The following is an 18,407-nucleotide window of genomic DNA, read 5'->3' on the forward strand; positions in this document are numbered from 1 at the left end:
TACAGGTTCTGCCGTAGTGCGTCATCAGAAGGTGTGTGCGTAACGGTACGCCATGCACCGGCATGTATATATTACCAGCGCCCACCCCGCGCAGGCGGTCAAGGGCACCGATGATTATGCCGCCGGTCCGCACCGAAAGCAGTCCAGAGCTCGAAGAGACAACGCACGGCGCGTAGCTTAGGCGAGGCTAGAGCGCCGGGCGCTTACCCATAATGTCGCTACCCACGCGCACGCAGGTCGAGCCCCAACGCACCGCCGCCTCCAAATCCCCGCTCATACCGGCGGAAATCTCGGTCGCGTGCGGCACCTGCTCACGCACCAGCGACGCCAAACCGTAGAGCTTCTCAAACGCCGCATCCGGGTTCATGCCCAGCGGCGCCACCGCCATCACGCCGCCACAACGCAGATGCTCGTGGTTCTCGATGCGTTCCACCAGCTCCAGCAGCTCGGAGGCGCTCGTACCACCGCGCGCGCCTTCAGCGGCGTGCCCAGCCGTCGCAACCTCCGCCAGGGACACCTGCACCAGGCAGGTCAGCGCACCATGCTCCGCCGCCGCGGGTGCGGGCGCCTCCCCCGCTTCAAAGCGGGAGAGCTGGTTCGCGTATGCCTTCGCCAGCGCGTCCGCCAGGGAGGGACGGTCCACCGAATGCACGCTGGAGGCGTACTTGACCACAGACTTCGCCTTGTTCGTCTGCAACTGGCCAATAAACGCCCAGTGCGGGGGCTGCACCTCACGCTGAGCACAGTATGCGGCAAGCTCGCGAGCCTTCGCGCTCGCCTCCTGGTCGCGGTTCTCACCGAAGAGGGTCACTCCCCCATCCAGCAGTGCCGCCGCGTCGGAGGCGGGGAAGAACTTCGTGACCGTCACCAGCTGCACCGGGGCGCTCTCCTCGGTACGCACGGCGCTGTGGTCCTGCTCCGCGGTACGGATACGCTCAAGCACGCGGCGGTAGTTCTGTAGCAGCTGCTCGGCACGTTCGGGAGTGTACTGCAGGTTCTCTTCTACGTTCATTTCAGACATCTTCTCTCCTTCAGCGGCTTTCTATCTTTAGCAGCTCTAGGCGGCGGGCTCTGGCGCCTTCTCAATCCACACCAGACCCGCGATGCGGCCCGGCTTCTCACCGCGGTTCGTGAACCCGCGATGCGAATACACCTCGGGCTCCTCAAACGTGCACTGCGCACAGTCCATGCTCACCTGCACGCCCGCCTCCTCCAGCACGGCGCGGGCACCGGCGGGCAGATCCAGGCCGGGGGTCTGCTGGCTGGTCACCGAATGCACCTGCGGAATCAGTTCGGTGGACTCGGTGCGCATCGCCTCGGGCACCTCGTAGCAGCTACCGCAAATACTCGGACCCAGCCAGGCGGTAATTTTCTCCGCGCCGAGCTGACGCATCCGCTGCACAGTCTGCTGAAGCACGCCATCAAGCAGGCCGCGGCGGCCAGCGTGAGCCACCGCCAGGATTGGTTGCCAGTTCGCGACCCGCTCACCCACCAGCACCACGGGAATGCAGTCCGCCACCATAATCGCCAGGGGCACGCCCTCACTGCTAATCGCCGCATCGGCGACCGGGGAGTTCTCCAGCACCGCGCGGGCACGCTCAGCGGTACGCTCCTCGGGTGCACCGGGCGCGTAGGATTCCACCGCGTAGTCTTCCGGGTAGGCAATCTGCACACCGTGCACCTGGTTCAGGTAGAAGAACGGGTCGGTACCCAGCGCCTCCTCCAGGGCGGCACGGTGGTTGAGGGTGCGCACCAGGGAGGCGTCCATGCCGCCGCCGAGCTCATCGTCCACGTGCAGGCCCAGGTTGCCCGCCGCGCGGGAGGTAAAGCCCACCCGCACACGCCAGGGGCCCAGGGTGCGGGTATCGGCAGAGGCAAGCAGCGAAGTTTTGGGGTTATCGCTCATCTTCTATTCCTTCATCAGATGTCAGCAGGTATAACGGCGGGTATAGCAAAGGGGAGCCGAGAACAGCACAATGTGCGTGTTTCTCAGCTCCCCTATAGCTTCATAAGACTCTCAGCCGTGCAACGCCTATGCGTTCACAGCCGGGCAGACTACTTCAGGAAGTCAGGGACATCCAGGGTGTCGCGGCGAGCCGGAGCTTCCTCCACAACCGGGGGAAGGTCAACGTCGAAGCCAGCAGCGCCGGTGGAAGCCGGAGCAGCAGCGGGTGCGTTGTAGCCGTAGCCGTTAGCAGCCGGAGCAGCGGTGGAACCGCCGAAGGATGCCTGGGTGCGCTGAGCCTGAGTAGCAGCAGCAGTGGAAGCGTTGGAGTTGGTCTCCGGGTTCACTGCGTCGAAGCCAGCAGCAATCACGGTCACGCGAGCCTCATCGCCCAGTGCGTCGTCAATAACAGCACCGAAGATGATGTTTGCGTCGGGGTGAGCAACTTCCTGAACCAGGCGTGCAGCCTCGTTGATCTCGAACAGACCCAGGTCGGAGCCACCCTGAATGGACAGCAGAACGCCGTGTGCACCGTCGATGGATGCTTCCAGCAGCGGCGAAGCGATAGCCAGCTCAGCTGCCTTCACGGCACGGTCCTCACCGGATGCCGAGCCGATGCCCATCAGAGCCGAACCTGCACCCTGCATGACGGACTTAACGTCAGCGAAGTCAAGGTTGATCAGGCCGGGGGTGGTGATCAGGTCGGTAATGCCCTGCACACCGGAGAGCAGAACCTGGTCAGCGGACTTGAATGCGTCCAGCATGGAGACGTTGCGATCCGAAATCGACAGCAGTCGGTCGTTCGGAATAACGATCAGGGTATCAACCTCATCGCGCAGAGCAGCGATACCGGTCTCAGCCTGGTTGGAGCGGCGACGACCCTCGAAGGTGAAGGGGCGGGTCACCACACCAATGGTCAGAGCGCCGAGGGAGCGGGCAATACGTGCCACGACGGGTGCGCCACCGGTACCGGTGCCACCGCCCTCACCTGCGGTCACAAAGACCATGTCTGCGCCCTTGAGGACTTCCTCAATTTCCTGCGCGTGATCCTCGGCTGCCTGACGGCCAACCTCGGGGTTTGCGCCCGCGCCAAGACCGCGGGTCAGCTCACGACCAACGTCCAGCTTAACGTCTGCATCGGACATGAGCAGAGCCTGAGCGTCAGTGTTGATAGCAATGAACTCAACGCCGCGCAGACCAACCTCAATCATGCGGTTGACTGCGTTGACGCCACCGCCGCCGATACCAACGACCTTGATGACTGCCAAGTAGTTCTGGGGAGTTCCAGCGTCCATGTATTCCTCGATTGTTCCGTGTTCCAGCTTCGGAAGACCCGCAGCTTAATCTAAGCCTGAAGGTTTCCTCTAAAGAATGACTTTATCTGCTAGGATACCAAACTGTTTTTGTTGGTTCCTAGTCACACAGCGCAATTACCCCCTCTTTTTGCGGATTTCACACAAAAAGGGAGGATAAAGCGCCTGAATGGTTCCCCTAACGGGTCACCGGTACGCGCGGGGCAGACACGTCATAGACGGTCACCTTCTGCGTCTGTGCCTCGGAGGAGGTCTCCTCCTGGGCACGCTTGGCAATAGCCTGGCGCAGGGAGAGAAGAACCTTAGCCTTCAACTCGCTCTCTTCAGCGGTTCCCCACTGCACCGTAGTATTATCCCTCAAGGTTAGAGTGATACTTGAGGTTGAGGTAGCGCTGGCTTCCTTAACCTGAGCTAGAAGTTCAGAGGGCATCGCCGAAAGCGCCGTAGAAATGGTGCGGAACTCAGCCGAAGTCTGCGGGTCATCACCGCTGAAACGAACCAGCGGCACCGACGTATCGGGCTGAGTTGCCGACTCCAGAAGGCTCACACCATCGCTATCAACAGTATGGTACGTATCGCCCTGCTTCACAACCGCAACCGCGGTACGCTCCTTCAGAGTCACCACCAGCTCATGCGGCGGACGGCTCTCCACCTGCACGCTACGAATCACATTATCCTGCCCGATCAGCTCACGCACCTTCTTCTCATCGATGCGAGTGAGCGGAACACCGCGCAGAGGCTCAAGCTTCTGCTCCACCTGGGTGGTTTCCAGCAGGGACGCGCCGCGCACCGTGATCTTCTGAGTCGCCAACAGGGGCGAGAAGAAGACCAACACCACATACAGCACCGCGATAATAGCCAGTGCCGAGGCAGTGTACAGCAGCTTACGGGCACGAGTCAGAGGCGCACGCTCCTTACGGGGGCGTTCCTCAGCACGCAGGCCGTCCAGGCCCGGATCCTGACGCAGACGCTCACGGTGAGCCTGACGGCTCGCACGCTCGCGCTCCTTCTCAATCTCCGCGGCACGCTGCTGTTCACGCTCGGCACGCCAACGACCAAAACGACTCGTGGGGCGAGGCTCTTCAGCAGCCTTCTCCCCCGCCTTATCAGTGCTCTTGGCGTCGGTCTTGTCCGCATTCTCAGCGGCAGAATCTTCACCAGAGCCGGCAGCATCAGACTGGGTAGATGCCTTGGCGGAGGTGGACGCAGACTTCTTGTCGGCACCCTTATCGCTATCCTTGCCGGAACTCTTCTCAGCCTGAGAGGATGCAGTCTTAGCGGATTCAGTCTTAGACGAAGAATCCTCAAACGCCTCAACATCAAACAGCTCGGGCGCGTGCTCAACCTCAGACACGGTACGACCGGTCATCAGCGCAGAACGCACCGAATCCTTCAAAGACTGCGCCGAAGAATGAACCGCCGCCGCGCTCTTCTGAGCCGAAGAATCAGCACCGTTCTGGGCGTGCGACTTATGCACCACCGGCTTACGCGGTATGTGTCGAACGGAGCTCGAAGACTGGGTAGCGGCAGACTGGGCAGAAGCCTCCGAGGATGCAGCCCCGGCAGGCTTCACAGCTTCCGCAGACTTCGCAGATTCCGCGGGCTTCACAGCCTCAGCAATTTCTGCGCTCTTTACAGCCTGCGTCTGCACAGGCTTAGCATGTACCGCCTCAGCCTGTGCCGCCTCAACCTGCACATTCTCAGCTACCTGCTGAGCACGCAGACGAGCACGCGAACGCGGAGCCTTCGGCGCGCGCGAGGAGGAATGCCCCTCCGAAGAGAGACCAGAACTCATCGGCACAGCCTAAGCCTCCGACTTCTTCGACTCGCCACCGTGACGGATTTCCAGGGACTCCAGCAGACGCGCACCCAAAGCGGTCACATCGCCAGCGCCAACGGTCATCACGATATCGCCATCCTGAGCGCAGGTCACAATATCCTCAATAGCGTCCTCAGCGGTAGCGTAACGAACCTCAGAGAAACCAGCGCCGGTAATCAGCTCACTGGTCACGCCCTCAATCGGCAGCTCACGAGCCGGGTAAATATCCAGCACATGAGCACGGTCAGCCATCGACAAGGCCTCTGCGAACTCCTTTGCAAACTCGCGAGTACGAGAGAACAGGTGCGGCTGGAAAATCACGTACAGGTTATGGCCATCAGCCACGGTACGACCGGTCTCCAGGGCACGGAACACCTCGGTCGGGTGGTGCGCATAGTCATCAAAGACCTTCACGCCCGCAACCTCACCACGCAGGGTGAAGCGGCGGTCAGCGCCCACGAAATCAGCCAGAGCGCGAGCAATATCGGCAGCCTCGTAACCAGAGATCAACGCCGACGCAAAAGCAGCCGAAGCGTTCAACTGGTTATGAATACCGGGCACCTTCAGTGCAAGATCCTGCTCACCCTCATAACGCACACCGCGGCGCTCAAAAGACCACGACAGGTGCGACGACGAGGAAGAACCCGCGCTGGTAATCTCACTAATGCGCAGGTCAGCATCCTCAGACTCGCCGTAAGTCACCACGGGCACACCCGCCGCACGAGAACGAGCCGCCAAATCAGCCGCGCCCGCATCATCAGCACAGGTCACCACAACACCGTTAGGTGCCAACGAACCCACAAAACGGTTGAACGCCTCAAAGACACGCTCATCCGTCTCATAGAAATCCAGGTGGTCCGGCTCAACATTCGTCACCACAGCAATAGCCGGGCGGTAACGCACAAACGAGCCGTCCGACTCATCAGCCTCAGCCACAAAAATCGACTCCGGGCCCTGAGCACCCAGGTGAGCGTTCGTGCCGCGACCAGCAATCACAGTACCCACCGCAAACGACGGGTCAGCACCCAGCTGATCAAACATCACAGAAATCATGGAACTGGTCGTGCTCTTACCGTGAGTACCGGCAACAGCAACCACCTGAGCCTCACCCATCACAGCGGCAAGCGCCTCAGAACGATGCAGCACACGCAGACCCTGCGCACGAGCGGCAACAAGCTCCGGGTTATCCTCACGAATCGCAGTAGAAATCACCACGGTATCAACATCCACAATGTTCTCAGCCTGCTGAGGAACACCCACACGAGCACCCGCAGCACGCAAAGACTCAACAGTAGCCGACTCCGCACGATCAGAACCGCTCACCGTCACACCAGCCTGCAGCATCAGAGCGGCAATAGCACTCATACCAGCGCCACCAATACCGATGAAGTGCACACGGCCCAACTCGCTCATCTTCGCACGCTCAGGAAACGGCGGGTTCAGCGGTGCCGGCAACACCATCTCAAGATTCATCAATTCAGTCATTACTTCTCAGCTGCTTTCAATACTGCTTCAGCCATAACGCGTGCCGCGTCACGGATACCAAGTTCATACGCCGCAGCGCCCATGCGCTCCAGCTCCTCCGGGTTCGCCATAAGAGCCGGAATCTCACGGGCAAACCACTCACCGGTGACCTCTGCATCCTTCACCAGCAGAGCCGCAGACGCCTCCACCAGAGAACGAGCATTCAGAGCCTGCTCACCATTACCAATAGGAAGCGGCACAAAAATCGCGGGAACACCCACCGCAGCAACCTCACTGACGGTCGCCGCACCCGAACGCACCAGCAGAAGATCAGCGGCAGCATACACATCCTGCATGCCGTTGCTGAACTCAATCTGACGGTAATTCGGGGCGCTCAGCGGCTCACCATTCTCATCCAGAACAGCCTTACCCTTGCCGGTAATATGCAGAATCTGGAAGTCCCACTCCGCAAAGTGGTCACGGCACGCCGCCACCGCATTATTCAGGCTCAACGCACCCAGCGAACCGCCCGTCACAATCACGGTCGGCTTCTGCGGGTCCAAGCCCAGGTTACGGCGAGCCTTCGAACGGTGCGCTTCACGGTTCAGGTAGGCAATCTCATCCTTCATCGGCATACCCACCAGGGTTGCACGCGGGAAAGGAGTATTAGGGAACGCCACACCGGTGAACTCCGCAAACGTACCACCCAGGCGGTTCGCCAAACCGGGCTTCGCATTCGCCTCATGAATCACCACGGGAATCTTAGCGCTCAACGCCGACAGGTACGCCGGCGGGCACACGTAGCCACCCACGCCAACAACCACGTCTGCATCTGCTTCTTTGAGGATGCGGCGGGTCTTCGACAGGCCACCAAAGAACTTAGCGGGGAAAGCCAAAGCGGCACGGTTAATGCTACGAGGGAACGCTGCACGAGGGATGAACTCAATATCGAAACCAGCTGCCGGAACCAGCTCGGCTTCCATCTTATCCGCAGTGCCCAGCATCAGAATCTTAGCGTTCGGTTCAAGATCACGAACCGCACGCGCAATCGCGAGCATCGGATTAATATGACCGGCGGTGCCACCACCGGCGAAGACTATAGAGGGCGCCTTCTTCGTCATAGGTCTTTCTCCCAACACATCGGTACAGCATCATTTTACGCTATCGCACCTGTTCAAAAGAGCGCCCCCGCCATTGAGCTACAACTCAACAGCGAGGGCTTTATCTTATATTCAGCACATATTCATCACGGGTAGAGGCACGAACCGCAGCTCACTCCCCCGAATGTCAGCCCCCGATATGCAGGCTTCACGGAGCGGGTTCCGCGGGGTTTAGCCCTGCTTACGGGTGCCGCGCTGATCCGAGTTCCGAGCCGCGCCCTGAGCCGGACGCTGCGCCTGCTGAGCGCTGTTCTTCGGAGCGCCCTTGGCCTGAATACCCTTTGCCTGGGTGCCCTGTCGCGGCGCTACCTGACGTTGAGCGCCCTGTCGAGGATTACCCTGTCGAGGATTGCCCTGTCGCTGGGCACGACGCTGACGATCCTCAGGATGCAGCGGCTGCAGACCCGCAGGTAGCGAACCCGACGGACGGTGCTGTGCGCTACGGGGCTGAGCACCACGAGCCTGCTGCACTCGCTTCTGAGCAGCAGGTTTCTGAGCAGTAGGCTGCTGAGCGGTACGGGGCTGAGCAGTACGAGGCTGAGCAGGCTTACCCTGTGCCGCTCGAGTAGAGGCAGTACTCTTCTGGGCAATACGAGTCTGCTGACCGGTACGAGGCTGAGCGGGAGCCTTCTGCGGAGCTGCCTTCTGCGGTGCAGGTTTCTGCGAGGCCTTCTGCTTCTGAGCTTCAGCCTTCTGCTCCGCCTTCACACGGGCAGCTTCCTCACGAGCCAGACGCGCTTCCTCACGAGCCAGACGCGCCTCTTCTCGAGCCTGCGTCGCCTCCTGGCGAGCCTGTTCCTCCTCACGACGAGCCTGCTCCCGGGCCTGGCGCTCCTGCTCACGAGCCACACGAGACAACTCGCGCTGCTGATCCGGCGCAAAACCCAACCAACGGCGCAACGTACTCTCCGGACCGAAAACAACCTTCAAAGGATTATGTTCCTTCAACAGGTGGCCACCAGCAGCCGCACGAGCAGCCTCTTCCTGATTCAGCACATCCTGCAACGGCGTACGACGCTGCCATTCAGCATTCTCACGACGAACCTCACGCGCGCTCTGGGTCTCAATATTCGACGGTTTCGTCGCGCCACGCAACGGAGTCTGCCGCGCAAACGCCAACAACAAACCCGCCGCAAACAACGAGGACAACAGCGACGAACCACCATAGGAGACAAACGGCAAAGGCACACCAATCACCGGCAAAATACGGGACACCATGCCCATATTGATAATCGCCTGAGAGGTCAACCAAATCATGATGCCGCCCGTAGCCAAACGCACCAGCGGATCAGTAGTACGCAGCATAATACGAACCGCGCAGTACACCAGGCCCACATACAGCAGCAGAACCGCCAGCGTACCCAGCAGACCCAGCTCCTCACCAATAATGGCGAAAATATAGTCGTTATGCGCCTCAGCCAGGTAGTTATACTTCTGGCGCGACTGGCCCAGACCAACACCCAAGAAGCCACCGGTCGTCAGCGCCACCTCACCAGAATTCGCCTGGTCACAGTTAGCGTTCGTGCACGAGCCCCAAATACCGAAAATACGAGCCACACGGTTCGCGCTACTGAGCACACCCACCAGCGCCAACACCGCAAACGCGCCGCCAATCTTCAGCAGCGAGCTGCGAGAAGCACCCGCCAGCCACATCATGCCCACAAAAATGAAGCCATACACCATGGCGGTACCCATGTCACCACCGAGCATAATCAGCAGCACCAGGGCACCCACACCATAAATCGAGGGGAACAGCGTGCGCCAAATACTACGAGAAATATCGCCGTGACGGCTGTACACCCACGCCAGCCACATAATAATCGCCAGCTTCGAAAACTCCGACGGCTGGATCTGTCCGATGCCGGGGATCTTCAACCAGTTACGGTTACCGTTCACCTCAACGCCAACGACCACCACAGCAAGCTGCATGACCAACGCGACAATCAGCATCGCGTACACCACAGACTTCTTGTGGTAATACCCAACAGGGATACGCGTAATACCCGCCATCGCGAGAACGCCCACGACCAAGAACATAATCTGAGACGAAACCTGCGAGAACGGCGACTGCCCCTGCGAAATCATGGTGACGCTCGACGCCGACAGCACCATAATGCAGCCAAAAATAGCCAGACCCAGGGTCGTCACCAGCAGCATCACCGGCACATCCCACAGGTCAGCCTTCAAACCACGACGGTACAGCCTATCGGCACGAGCACGGAACGGCGCAGAGAAATCCTCCCAACCGGCTCGCAAAGACGCCCAACGACCACTCGCGGTCGAACGCGCCGAAGAAGCCGAACGCTCCGAAGATGCGCTGGTACTCACATGCCCTCCTATAGGCCTCAACTGCCACGGATTCGTCGTGGCGACTACACGAAAAAGGTTCAGGGGTGGGACACCATTACCATCCCACCCCCGAGAAGAACCCGCAAAAAGCACCCCGGTCACCCGAGACACCCCCTGCAGGTAGCGTCCTAAGAGTCAGCCAGCTGGGCGGCGACAGCGTTCGCAAACGCATCACCGCGCACCGCATAATTCTTGAACTGGTCCATCGACGCAGACGCGGGAGCCATCAGCACGGTATCGCCCGGATGCGCCAGCTCAGCAGCCTTCGCAACGGCCGCGTTCATCACGGCAATGCCGTCCGAAGAATCAGCCACAGCGGCGGTCATATTGTAGGTCGGAACCTGCGGAGCGTGGTTAGCCAACGCCGACTTCAACGCCGCAGTATCAGTACCGATAATCAGTACAGCCTTCAGGCGCTGAGCGTGAGCAGCAATCAGCTCATCGTACTCAACGCCCTTCGACAGACCACCGGCAATCCACACCAGCGAGGGGTAACCGCTCATCGACGCATTCGCGGCGTGAGGATTCGTAGCCTTCGAATCGTTCACCCACATGATGTCGTTCGCATAACCCACCAGCTGGTTGCGGTGCGCACCGGTCTTGAAGGAACGCAGGCCCGCGCCCACAGCCTTCGGGTCAATATCAGCCGCACGGCACAGCGCCGCAGCCGCCAGAGCGTTCTCCACGGTGTGCTTCGCAGGCATCTTACCGGGAGCCGGAGCCAAATCCTCCAGAACCGCCAGCTCATACGCCTCGTTGTAACGGTTCTTCAAGAAGGCGCGGTCCACCATAATGTCCTCAGCCAGGCCGAGCATCGACACGGCGGGCATCTCAGTGGAGCTGAAGCCAATCGCGCGAGCGCCCTCAATAACGTCCGCGTTCTCAACCATGCGCAGGGTGTCCACGTGGTCGGTGTTGAAGATGCAGGCAACCTGAGTGTGCTCGTACACGCGAGCCTTATCAGCCTTGTAACGCTCGAACGAGCCGTGCCAGTCCACGTGATCCTCAGCGATGTTCAGAACCACCGAAGCGTACGGGGACATCGAGTAGGTCCAGTGCAGCTGGAAGCTGGACAGCTCCACCGCGAAGAACTCGTAGGGCTCATCGTCGGCAATGGCGTACACGATGGGCATGCCCACGTTGCCTACCTGAATAGCCTTCTTACCGGCAGCCTTCAGGATGGAATCAACCATGCCCACGGTGGTGGTCTTACCGTTCGTACCGGTCAGGCACAGCCACTTGGGGGTCAGGCGGTCGCTACGCTCATTCAGGCGCCACGCCAGCTCCACATCGCCCCAAATCTGGATGCGACGCTCGTAAGCGTCCAGCATGACCGGGTGGTCGGGACGCACGCCCGGGGAGGTCACCACAAGCTCGGGTTCCTGACCGTCTACCAGGGGCAGTGCACGCATGTGCTCGGGACCAAATAGGCCCTCAACGTTGCCGTAGGCGTTAGCGTACAGGTCGATGCGTTCACGCTTCTCCGGGGTATCAGCCCCGTCGATGACAACGATCTTCGCGCCCAGCTGGGCAAGCACGTCGGTCACAGCGTCGCCGCTGGTGCCCATACCCACCACGACCACGCGCAGGTTAGCCCAGGGCGCACCCCAGTGAGTCAGCTCCGCGAGGCGCTCGTTCTCGTACACCGGGTTCACCGCAATAGCGGCGGCGTTCGCTTCAATGCGAGCTGTATCCGGCTGTTCAATAGTTGACATTAGTGAATCACTCCAGAAGTCTGCGAGAACCAGTCACCGAAGAACAGCGCCAGGGCAACGAGCACGCAGAGGGCGTTAACAACCCAGAGGCGGAACACGGAGTTCACTTCGCCGCTGCTGACGGTACCGGGGGCAATGCCTCGCTTATCAATTGAGTATTTGCCGTTGACGCCGACCTTCTCCATGTGGTGGTGGAAGGGGGTCATACGGAAGTAACGGTGCGCGTGCAGGGGCTTCTCCCCCGCTGCGACCGAACGCTTACGGCTGGTCTTGAACACGAACTTCTGCACGATCACAGAGAACACTTCCAGCACGGGAATCAGGGCGATGACCAGCAGGAGCAGCTCGGTGCGGGTGAACAGTGCGAAAGCAACCATTGCGCCACCAAGTGCCAGGGAGCCGGAGTCGCCCATAAAAATCTGCGCCTTCGACACGTTCCACCAGAGGAAGCCAGCCAGCGAACCCACCAGGGAGGCGGCAATCAGCGCCAGCGAACCGGGGTCGCGCACATCGTAGCAGGCGGTGCCGGCACCAGCGGAGCAGGCGTGCACGTACTGCCAGATGCTGATGGTCAGGTAGCCGGAGAAGATGGTCATCATGATGCCGCCAGCCAGGCCGTCCAGACCATCGGTGAAGTTCACGGCGTTCGTGCCGGACAGGGAGATGAGGGTAATCCAACCAACCAGCAGGATGGAGCCGAAGACCGCGCCCGCCGCGAACAGGTCGATGGGCAGGTCACGCACGAACGAGATAGCGGTCGACGCCGGACGAGCACCCGACTCATTCGGGAACTGGAACGCCAAGTACGCAAAGGGCAGGGTCACACCCAGCAGGCCGATGGTCTTCTGCTTCTCGGTCAGACCCTCGTTGCCCTTATTGCGGAACTTCATGATGTCGTCCGCCGCACCCACGCCGAGCATACCCAGGGTGAAGGCGATGGTCAGCCACGCGGTAGCGGTCGGTACCGGCGCGGTACCAAAGAGCAGGGCGCTCACCGCCAGGGTCAAGAAGTAGGCGAGAATCGCCGCGGGGATGAAAATCAGACCCGCCATGGTGGGGGTGCCCGCCTTATGCTGGTGGGCCGCCGGGCCTTCCTCACGGATGAGCTGGCCAAGCTTGAGGGACTTCATCTTCTTGATGAACACCGGCAGCGCGGTGAGGGAGATGAGGAATCCGAAGATTCCAGCAATCAGCACGGTAATCATAAAGCGCTACCCTTCGTTCGTGGTCTGTTCGGTCGAAGTACGGTCGCCATTAGCGGTACCGTCCAGGTGAGCGGCAAGGTGGTCGCTCAAATCGGTGGTTTCAACAAAGTCACCGGCAGAAAGCCAGGTCGGTGCCTGCTCTTCCTCAGCGCCGAAGGTGTACTCGGCGAAAGCAACCTGGTCACCCAGAATGCCCAGCTTCGCGCCGTTCGAGGACTTGAAGAGCACAATGTCGCCGGGGTGAACCTCGGCGCGCAGAATCTGCTCTGCCTCCTCCGGGGTCTTCACCCAGGTCGCCTCGTTACCCCAGGAGCCTTCCAGGTGAGCCGCATTGTAGGTGGGCTTCGTCTCGTCGCCCACAGCGATCAGCTTGGAAATGTTCATGCGCACCACGAGGCGGCCGATGCGGTCGTGCTCCTCCAGGGAGGCGTCACCGAGCTCCAGCATGGCGCCCAGAACAGCCCAGGTGCGGTGCGGCTGACCGGTCGCCGGGTCAACGGTGCGGCCCAGCTGCGCCAGAGTGCGCAGCGCCGCAGCCATCGACTCGGGGTTCGCATTGTATGCGTCGTTAATGACGGTCACGCCGTCGGCACGGTCGGTGCGAGCCATACGCCACTTCGAAGCTGCCGCCGCTTTGTTGAGCGCGCGAGCAATCTTCTCACCCGAAATACCGCTGTTGTAGGCGACAGTCGCCGCAGCCAGCAGGTTGTGCACGTGGTGCTCACCGATCAGCTGCGAGGAAATCTCGTACTCGCTACCGTCGGGCAGGCGCAGAGTGAACTCGGGGCAGCCAGCGTCGGTGGTGCGCAAGTTCAGCGCCGCCACGTAGCGTTCGTAGGGCTGACCGTTCGCGTCGGTCTTCTCGCCCACGCCGAAGTAGGTAATGGGTGCAACCGAACGCGACGCCATGCGCAGCACGCGCTCATCGTCAGCGTTCAGCGCCAGGGAACCGGTCGGCTGAACGCCCTCAGCCAGCTCGCCCTTGGTGCGCTCAATATTGTCCACGCCGCCGAACTCGCCAGCGTGCGCGGTACCGACCTTCAGGATTGCACCGTGATCGGGGTGCGCAATATTCGCCAGGTACTCGATGTTACCCACGTGGTCCGCACCCATCTCAATGACCAGGTAGCGGGTGGACTCATCCGCACGGAAAACGGTCAGGGGCACGCCCACCTCACTGTTGTAGGAACCAACCGGGGCAACGGTCGGGCCCTCCGGGGTGAAAATGGCGGCAAGAAGGTCCTTCGTCGTGGTCTTACCGGCAGAACCGGTAATACCGATAACGGTCAGCTCACCCTGAGCGCGCATCTGCTCAATGGAATAGCGCGCCAAATCGCCCATCGCTAGCACCACATCGGGCACCTGGATGCTCGGGTAGGGCACGCCCTGCTCATCGAGTACTTCACGCTCGACCAGAGCCAGGGTCGCGCCCCGCTCAAACGCCATGGGGATGAACCTGTGACCGTCAGTGACCGCACCGGGCTTCGCCACGAACAGGGTGCCGGTCTGCACCTCACGGGAGTCGGTAGTGGCGAAGTCTGCGTGCACCTGCTCCTCACGGCCCTCCAGGCCGATAGCGGTGCCGCCGGTTGCCTCAATAATCTGGGCGGCGCTGAGCTTAATCATTCTTCACCATACCTTCAGCGGTCTTAGAGTCACTTTCTTCGAGCATGCGCTGGTAGTCAGGCAGAATCTCGAAACCGTGCGCACGCAGGGCACGGGCGGTTTCAACGCGGTCGTCCAGGGCGATATCCACGCCGTCAACATCCTGTTCGGTTTCGTGGCCGCGGCCAGCAATCAGGATGGCGTCATGCTCGCCCGCCAGGGCAATTGCCGCATCAATAGCGGCGGCACGCGGAGAAATATTCAGGATCTGGGTGGCTCGGCGGTTCTCAGCCTTCTGCGCGCCCTCCTCAACGGCGGCACGAATCGGCTCGGGCGCCTCACCGTGCGGATCGTCATCAGTCACAACCACAATATCTGCATACTGTGCCGCAATCGCACCCATAATCGGGCGCTTGAGCTGGTCACGCTCACCGGTCGCACCGAAAACAATCATGACCTTGCCGTCTCCGGGGCGGTCCATCGCCTCCAGGGCACGGGTCAGGCCGTCAGGGTTGTGGGCAAAGTCCACAATCGCGTGCGGAGCCAAAGAAATCAGCTGCATACGACCCGGCACCACCGGAGTCAGAGCCGAACCGGACGCCAGCTCGGGCAACAGACGCTCACGCTCAGCGGAGTCAGTGTCCAGGTACGCCATGAGCGCCGCCAGCGCAGCATTCGAAACGTTAAAATCAGCGGGCAGACCGGTGTAGCATTCAACGCTCTCACCGGTGCCGTTAGCCACGTGGAAGCGGTGGCCCAGACCCTCACGCTGAACCTTCACCACAGCCCAGTCGCGGGCACCAAACTCTGCGGGCACCTCAGCCAGACCGGCACCGCGCGCAGTCACCAGACGGTGCACCTGCTGCGCACCCATCTGCTCGCAAGCGGCGGAGAACATCTTCTCGCCCCACTCGTCATCAGCAGTAATCACAGCCAGCTCGGCACGTTCGGGGGTGAACAGCTGAGCCTTCGAGTCGAAATAATGCTCCATGGTGCCGTGCAAATCCAGGTGGTCCTGGGTCAGGTTCGTGAAGCCAGCAACCGCATACTTCACGCCGTCCACACGGTGGTAATCAATCGCGTGCGAAGACACCTCCATCGCCGCGCAACGCACCTGTTGCTGACCCATAATCGTCAGCAGAGAATGCACGTGAGGAGACTCAGGGGTGGTCATCTTCGAAGGAACCGACACACCATCAATCAGAATCTGAATAGTGCCAATCAGACCGGTCTTCACACCCAGGCCGGTGCGGAACACCGACTCCAACATGTAGGTGGAGGTGGTCTTACCGTTCGTGCCGGTCACCGCGTAACGGTGGGTAGCGGGGAACGACGCCGAACCATAAATCAGCGCAGCCAACGGACCGACATACTCGCGCAGGTTCTCAGTCACCAGGACAGGCACCGGCGCCTCACCCAGCAGCTGCGCACCGGCAGCATCCGTCAAAATAGCGGAAGCACCCAGCTTCAACGCAGCCTCAGCAAACTGCGCACCGTGCACCTTCGCACCGGGCAGAGCCACGTACAGGTCCTGCGGGCGAACGCCTCGGGAATCCATGCTAATACCGGTGACCTCAACAGAATCACCGGATTCAGAGCCCTGAACGCCGCTAGCCGGCTGGGCACTCACCTGAGCGCCCAAGCCCTGCAGATGTTCGCGAAGGTGCGCCAAACTCACCGGGCGCACAGAATTCGGGCGCAGAGTCTGAGCGTCGCCGCCCAGCAGGTTCTGGCCGGGTGCGTGAGATGCGGTATCCATCGTCCTTCTTTCCTCTCCGCTGTCCGAAGCGGTGAGCTCTGTATGGTCAATGCGCTCAAGGCACACAGGGTCATTCAATATTCTACGGGCTTTAGGCTTCGACAGGTGTTCAGTCCCGGGGCTTCTTCATCACGAATCAGCTACCGGGAACCTCTCCCCCGCTCGCCTTTAGCTCGTCTTATTGGGGCTATCCTCAGCAAAAAGCGGAATCAACTCCGGTTCACCGGTAGAACGCGGCACATTATAGGTGTGCAGGGTCTTCTCCATAATCTTGGAGAACTCAGCCGTCGTACCGTTCGCACCCACGCTACCCTCAGGACGCTGCATGGTCACCGCCACCAAGAACTGCGGGTTCTCAATCGGCGCCACACCAATAAAGGACGTCGTGTTGCCGTCGTAGCCGCCCTTCTCACTCGGAGTTTCCGCAGTACCGGTCTTACCGCCCACGCGGTAGCCGGTCACCTTCGCCGGACGGGCGTGGCCTTGCTCCACCACATTCTCCATGAGAGTCAGGCAGGAAGCGGCAGTCTCCTCGCTGACCATGCGTTCGCCAGGCTCTACGGCACGCTTATGTTCGGTACCGTCGGCGTCAATGATCGCGTCCACAATGCGCGGCTTCAGACGAACGCCCTTATTGCCCAGCGCCTGGAAAATCATGGCGGTCTGCAGCGGAGTCTGCGCAACACCCTGACCGAACAGCACAGTGTACTGCTGACGGCCATCCCAATCACGCCAATCAGCGATTATACCCTGCTCCTCACCGGTCAGCTCAATGCCGGTAAACTCGCCGACGCCGTACTTCTTCAACCAGTTGTAGCGCTCTTCCTTGCTGAGCTTCTGACCGACCAGCACCGTACCGGTGTTCATCGAGTCATGAATAATGCCCGAGAAAGTACGCCGCTGCGCCCCGTGCTCAAACGCATCCTTGAAAGTCTGGCCGTCAATCGTGAGGGTCGCGGGCACGTCATACACGCTCGTCGGGGTGGTCAGGCCCTGCTCAATCAGCGCCGAAGCAGTTAGCATCTTCTCGGTCGAACCGGGCTCCACGCTCTGCGAAATAGCGCGCGGGGTCATGTCCGCCGCGTCCTCAATGGTTGCCGCGCCCGGGTCCATCGTGGAGGAATCAGCAAGAGCCAAAATGGAGCCGTCACGCACATCCATAACAATGGCGGTACACCATTCAGCTTTCAGCTCCTCGGCGCGGGCACGCACCACCTGCTGCGCAAAATACTGCACATCACGGTTAATGGTTAGGCGAATATTCTTACCGTCCACCGCCAGGCGCTGCTCTTCCTTCGCTACGGGGATACGCACGCCATCAGCGCTAATCTCGTAGGTGCGCTCACCGGGGGTACCGGCAAGCTCCTTCTCAAAGACACGCTCAATGCCCACGGAGTAGTTACGGGACACCGTACCGCCCGTACCGTTGCCGTCTGCCTCTTCAACAATGTTGTACTTACCGACCACGGAACCGCCCACACTACCGTTGGGGTACAGGCGCTGAGAGAACGCCTCACCGTAGATGAAGGGCGCACCCAGGGCATCAATCTTATTGAAAATTTCCGGGGTGATATTTGCTTTGATCACCGAGTACTTTGAGGTGCCGTCCAGCTTGGACTTGATGAACTCGTCGGTAATGCCCGGGTCAACGGTCTTGAGAATATCGACCATCTCGTACACCAGCTGGTTGGGGGTGACCTCAACCTTCTGGGTGCGATCCTCGTTGTAGCGTTTGAAGGTCGCCACGGCGCTCTGGTCAGCAGTCAGGTTATAACGCTGCACAGTACGCGCCATGACGTTGCCGTTGATATCGAGAATCTGACCGCGCACAGCAGGCAGCACCTGGGAGCGCAAACGCTTCTGACGGGACGCATTCGCCACCGCACCGGGATCAAAGCCCTGGCGGATAAACAGATTCGCACCAATGACGCCCAGAGCACAGGTGGCAGCGGCGCCGGCGACAAAGCCACGGCGGGTCAGGTCCGGCTGACCGGATGCCGATTCGTTCGCGTTCTTACGCGCGTCGGAGCTCATGCGGTGGTCCTTTCGCTGGTCTGGTCTATCGGTGATGAT

General features: G+C 60.6%; 12 protein-coding genes. All 12 read right to left on the reverse strand.

All coding sequences use genetic code 11. The features are described from left to right. Positions 1–187: 187 nt before the first annotated feature. Positions 188–1,021: a YggS family pyridoxal phosphate-dependent enzyme gene (locus HMPREF2894_RS05545; protein WP_070678150.1), complete on the reverse strand. Its 834-nt coding sequence runs from the start codon at positions 1,019–1,021 to the stop codon at positions 188–190. Between the two features lie 36 nt (positions 1,022–1,057). Then, on the reverse strand, positions 1,058–1,906 hold the full coding sequence (locus HMPREF2894_RS05550; RefSeq protein ID WP_070678152.1) for a purine nucleoside phosphorylase YfiH/LACC1 family protein: 849 nt from the start codon (positions 1,904–1,906) through the stop codon (positions 1,058–1,060). Positions 1,907–2,055: 149 nt separating this feature from the next. Further along, positions 2,056–3,240 (reverse strand): cell division protein FtsZ, encoded by a 1,185-nt coding sequence (gene ftsZ, locus HMPREF2894_RS05555; RefSeq protein WP_049354877.1) that lies wholly within the window; start codon positions 3,238–3,240, stop codon positions 2,056–2,058. A 196-nt stretch (positions 3,241–3,436) separates the two neighbouring features. Further along, positions 3,437–5,053 carry a cell division protein FtsQ/DivIB gene (locus HMPREF2894_RS05560; RefSeq protein ID WP_246827023.1) on the reverse strand — a complete coding sequence of 539 codons (1,617 nt, stop codon included), beginning with the start codon at positions 5,051–5,053 and terminating at the stop codon, positions 3,437–3,439. Positions 5,054–5,062: 9 nt separating this feature from the next. After that, positions 5,063–6,562: a UDP-N-acetylmuramate--L-alanine ligase gene (gene murC, locus HMPREF2894_RS05565; RefSeq protein WP_070678156.1), complete on the reverse strand. Its 1,500-nt coding sequence runs from the start codon at positions 6,560–6,562 to the stop codon at positions 5,063–5,065. Beyond that, positions 6,562–7,662: an undecaprenyldiphospho-muramoylpentapeptide beta-N-acetylglucosaminyltransferase gene (gene murG / locus HMPREF2894_RS05570; RefSeq protein ID WP_070616581.1), complete on the reverse strand. Its 1,101-nt coding sequence runs from the start codon at positions 7,660–7,662 to the stop codon at positions 6,562–6,564. Before murG ends, murC begins: the two co-directional genes overlap by 1 nt. Positions 7,663–7,872: 210 nt before the next feature. Further along, on the reverse strand, positions 7,873–10,029 hold the full coding sequence (locus tag HMPREF2894_RS05575) for an FtsW/RodA/SpoVE family cell cycle protein (RefSeq protein ID WP_070678158.1): 2,157 nt from the start codon (positions 10,027–10,029) through the stop codon (positions 7,873–7,875). Positions 10,030–10,178: 149 nt separating this feature from the next. Beyond that, positions 10,179–11,765: a UDP-N-acetylmuramoyl-L-alanine--D-glutamate ligase gene (gene murD, locus HMPREF2894_RS05580; RefSeq protein WP_049337565.1), complete on the reverse strand. Its 1,587-nt coding sequence runs from the start codon at positions 11,763–11,765 to the stop codon at positions 10,179–10,181. Next, positions 11,765–12,970, reverse strand: coding sequence for a phospho-N-acetylmuramoyl-pentapeptide-transferase (gene mraY / locus HMPREF2894_RS05585; protein WP_005507747.1), 1,206 nt, complete (start codon positions 12,968–12,970; stop codon positions 11,765–11,767). Before mraY ends, murD begins: the two co-directional genes overlap by 1 nt. Positions 12,971–12,976: 6 nt before the next feature. Next, positions 12,977–14,596, reverse strand: a complete 1,620-nt coding sequence (gene murF / locus HMPREF2894_RS05590; protein ID WP_070678160.1) for a UDP-N-acetylmuramoyl-tripeptide--D-alanyl-D-alanine ligase — start codon at positions 14,594–14,596, stop codon at positions 12,977–12,979. Further along, the gene (locus HMPREF2894_RS05595; protein ID WP_070678164.1) at positions 14,589–16,334 is read right to left on the reverse strand and encodes a Mur ligase family protein; all 1,746 of its coding nucleotides are present in this window, start codon (positions 16,332–16,334) and stop codon (positions 14,589–14,591) included. The genes murF and HMPREF2894_RS05595 overlap by 8 nt, the downstream gene beginning before the upstream one ends. Positions 16,335–16,502: 168 nt before the next feature. After that, positions 16,503–18,368, reverse strand: a complete 1,866-nt coding sequence (locus tag HMPREF2894_RS05600) for a peptidoglycan D,D-transpeptidase FtsI family protein (RefSeq protein WP_049345236.1) — start codon at positions 18,366–18,368, stop codon at positions 16,503–16,505. Between the last annotated feature and the right edge of the window lie 39 nt (positions 18,369–18,407).

Origin of the sequence: Rothia sp. HMSC066G02, from assembly GCF_001813145.1 — a bacterium.
In the GTDB taxonomy this organism is placed as follows: Bacteria; Actinomycetota; Actinomycetes; order Actinomycetales; family Micrococcaceae; genus Rothia.